The following is a 4,286-nucleotide window of genomic DNA, read 5'->3' on the forward strand; positions in this document are numbered from 1 at the left end:
CCGCCCTCCCGTCCATGACGGACGACCCGGTCGTCATCGTCGGTATGAGCTGCCGTTTCCCCGGCGGTGTCGCCTCTCCCCAGGACCTGTGGCGGCTGGTGTCCGAAGGGGTGGACGCCGTCTCGGACTTCCCGACCGACCGCGGCTGGGACATCGGGGCGATGGACGACCCCGACCGCGAGGGCGCCATCGCCACCCGCTCCGGTGGATTCCTCTACGACGCGGCGGAGTTCGACCCCGGCTTCTTCGGGATGAGCCCGCGCGAGGCCCTGACCACCGACACCCAGCAGCGGCTGCTGCTGGAGACGACCTGGGAGGCGCTGGAGCGCGCCGGTATGGACCCGGCCGCACTGCGCGGTAGCCGCACCGGCGTCTTCGCGGGCGTGATGTACCACGACTACTCGCAGCTGCTCTCCGGGCGCGAGTTCGAGGGCTACCAGGGCAGCGGCAGCGCGGGCAGTGTGGCCTCGGGCCGGGTCTCCTACACCTTCGGCTTCGAAGGGCCCGCCGTGACCGTGGACACGGCGTGCTCGTCGTCGCTGGTCGCCCTGCACCTGGCGGCGCAGGCGCTGCGCTCCGGCGAGTGCTCGCTGGCGCTCGCGGGCGGTGTGACCGTGATGTCGACACCGTTGACCTTCGTGGAGTTCTCCCGCCAGGGCGGACTTTCCCCCGACGGCCGGTGCAAGGCGTTCGCCGACGGCGCCGATGGCGTCGGCTGGGCCGAAGGCGCCGGCATCCTGGTGCTGGAGCGCCTGTCGGACGCGCGCCGCAACGGCCACCAGGTGCTCGCTGTCGTGCGCGGCTCGGCCGTGAACCAGGACGGCGCGTCCAACGGCCTGACGGCGCCGAATGGTCCGTCGCAGCAGCGGGTGATCCGGCAGGCGTTGGCGAGTGCGGGGTTGTCGGCGGCGGATGTGGACGCGGTGGAGGCGCATGGTACGGGTACGACGCTGGGCGATCCGATCGAGGCCCAGGCGTTGCTGGCCACGTACGGTCAGGAGCGGCCGGAGGACCGGCCGTTGCTGCTGGGTTCGGTGAAGTCCAACATCGGTCACGCGCAGGCGGCTTCCGGTGTCGCGGGTGTGATCAAGATGGTGCTGGCGATGCGCCACGGCGTCCTTCCGCGGACGCTGCACGTCGATGCTCCGTCGTCACATGTGGACTGGAGTGCCGGTGCCGTCGAGCTGCTGACGTCCCCGGCCCGGTGGCCGGAGGGTGACGGGCCGCGCCGCGCGGGCGTCTCCTCCTTCGGTATCAGTGGTACGAACGCGCATGTGATCCTGGAACAGCCCGAACCGGTCGCGGCCACGGCCGAGCCGGATGAGGCCGCCGACGCGGAGGCCGGGGTCCAGCTGCCGGTGCTGCTGTCGGGCAGGAGCGAGCCGGCGCTGCGGGCCCAGGCGGCACGGCTGCTGGCCCGACTGGACGGTGAGCCGGAACTGCGCATCACGGATGTCGCCCACTCCTTGGCGACAGGCCGCTCGGCGTTCCAGCACCGCGCGGTGATACTGGCCGCGAACCAAGAGGACCTGCTGCGCTCGTTGTCCGCCCTGGCCGAGGGCCGCAGCGAGGCGGACATCGTGGCACAGGGCCGGGCCCGTTCGGGGAAGACGGCGTTCTTGTTCTCGGGCCAGGGCGCGCAGCGGCTGGGCATGGGCCGGGAGTTGTACGGCCGCTACCCGGTTTTCGCGGAGGCGTTCGACGCGGTGTGCGCCGGGCTGGACGAGCACCTGGACCGCCCCCTGCGGGACGTCGTCTGGGGTGAGGACGCGGAGCTGCTGAATCAGACCGCGTACGCCCAGGCCGGGCTGTTCGCCATCGAGGTGGCGCTGTACCGGTTGGCGGAGTCGTGGGGCGTGCGCGCGGACTTCGTGGCGGGGCATTCGATCGGTGAGGTCGCGGCGGCGCACGTCGCGGGTGTCTTCTCCCTCCCGGACGCCTGCCGACTCGTGGCGGCCCGTGGCCGGCTGATGCAGCAACTTCCCGCTGGTGGGGCGATGGTGGCGATCCGCGCCGCCGAGGAGGAGGTGCTGCCGCTCTTGGGGCAGGGGGTGTCGGTCGCGGCGGTCAACGGTCCGTCGTCGGTCGTGGTCTCCGGCGCCGAGGACGCGGTGCTCGCCGTCGCGGCGCACTTCGAGGGGGAGGGGCGCAAGACCAGCAGGCTGCGGGTCTCGCACGCCTTCCACTCGCCCCTGATGGAACCGATGCTGGCCGACTTCCGCGCGGTCGCCGAAGGCCTGGCGTACGGCGTACCGAGCATCCCGCTGGTCTCGAACGTCACCGGCGAGCCCGCCACCGCGGAACAGCTGTGCTCCGCCGAGTACTGGGCCCGTCACGTCCGTGAAGCCGTACGATTTGCCGACGGAGTGCGCACGCTGAGCGCCCAGGGCGTCTCCGCGTGCCTGGAACTCGGCCCCGACGGCGCCCTCTCCGCGCTCGCCGCCGAGTCCGCGCCGGACGAGGCCGTCTTCGCTCCCGTACTGCGCAAGGACCGGCCCGAGGGACCGGCACTGCTCGCGGCGCTGGCACGCCTGCATGCCCACGGCGTGCCGGTCGACTGGTCCGCCGCCTTCGCGGGCACGGGTGCGCGGTGGGTGGATCTGCCGACGTACGCGTTTCAGCGCGAGCGGTACTGGCCCTCGGGTGGTGTGATGCGTTCGGGGGATGTGGGGTTCGCGGGACTGGGTTCGGCGCATCATCCGTTGCTGGGTGCCGCGGTGGAACTGGCGGGCTCGGGAGGGCTGTTGTTCACGGGTCGGTTGTCGGTGTCCTCGCATCCGTGGCTGGCGGACCATGTGGTGCTGGGGTCCGTGCTGGTGCCGGGGACGGCGCTGGTGGAGCTGGTGCTGCGGGCGGCGGATGAGGTGGGTTGTGATCTGTTGGAGGAGTTGACGTTGGCCGCGCCGTTGGTGCTGCCTGCGTCGGGTGCTGGGGTGCGGGTGCAGGTGTGGATGGGTGAGGCGGATGCGTCGGGTCGTCGGTCGGCGATGGTGCATGCGCGGGAGGGTGAGGGCCCGTGGACGTTGCACGCGAGTGGTGTGGTGTCTTCGGGGGCGGAGGCGGCGTCGTTCGATGCGGTGGTGTGGCCGCCGGAGGGGGCTGAGTCCGTTGATGTGACGGGCTGCTATGAGCAGTTCGCGGATGCCGGGTTCGCCTACGGTCCGGTGTTCCAGGGACTGCACGCGGCCTGGAAGCTGGGTGCGGACGTCTACGCGGACGTACGGCTGCCCGAGGGCACGGACGGGGACGCGTACGGACTGCACCCGGCACTCTTCGACGCCGCGCTGCACGCGGGCATGCTGGGCAGCGGGGGAGAGGGCGGTGTCCCGTTCTCGTGGGGCGGGGTGTCCCTGCACGCCTCCGGCGCCTCGCGCCTCCGCGTCCGTATCCGCCCCGCCGGTAACGGCGTGTCGCTCGCCTTCGCCGATACGGCCGGTGCGCCGGTCGCGACGGTGGAGTCGCTGGCGGTCCGTCCCCTCTCCGCGGGGCAGTTGAAGGCCGCCGACCGCGACGCCCTCTTCAAGGTCGACTGGGCCGGCATACAGCTCACCGGCGAATCCGTCGAGTCGCTCACCGTGCTCGGCAAGGACGCCGAGGGCATCGTGAACGGACTCTCCCTCGAGGCCCACGCGGACCTGGAGACCCTCGCCGGATCCGCCGTCCCCGACGTGGTACTCGTCCCGTCGGCCGACGGACCCGCCGGGGTGGTGGAGTCCGTACACGCCGCGGCCGCCCGGGCATTGGAGCTGGTGCAGGCGTGGCTGGCCGATGACCGGTTCGCCGCCTCGCGCCTGGTGTTCGTCACGCGTGGCGCGGTCTCCGGTACGGATCTCGCGGGCGCCGCCATCCGGGGCCTGGTGCGCTCCGCCCAGTCGGAGAATCCGGGCCGCTTCGGTCTCGTGGACCTCGATGCTGCTCCCGGCGCCGCCCCTGGTGCCGCCTCCGGCACGGGAGCCGACGCGGCGGCACTGCTGCCGCGCGCACTGGCTTCCGACGAGCCCGAGCTGCTGATCCGTGACGGCGAGGTCCTCGCCACGCGACTGGCCCGGGCACAGACACAGGACATGGCCGAGGTCGTGTGGGGCGCGTCCGGCACGGTCTTGATCACGGGTGGTACCGGTGGTCTCGGGCGTGTCATGGCCCGGCACCTCGCGACCGAGCACGGGGTGCGGAGTCTGTTGCTGGTCAGCCGCCGTGGTCCGGCTGCCGAGGGTGTTGAGGAACTGGTGGTCGAGCTTGCGGAGTACGGCGCGGAGGTCGTCGTCGAGGCGTGCGATGTGAGCGAT

The 4,286-nt window shown here is 72.1% G+C and carries 1 protein-coding gene; it reads left to right on the plus strand.

Features of this window, described 5'->3' with window-relative positions; all coding sequences use genetic code 11:
* Positions 1 to 4,286, plus strand: a 4,286-nt coding sequence (locus tag ACTWQE_RS33705; RefSeq protein WP_443332900.1) for a type I polyketide synthase, incomplete at both ends; no start/stop codon positions are given.

It is taken from the genome of Streptomyces sp. 8N706 (assembly GCF_052245415.1).
Classification (GTDB): Bacteria; Actinomycetota; Actinomycetes; order Streptomycetales; family Streptomycetaceae; genus Streptomyces.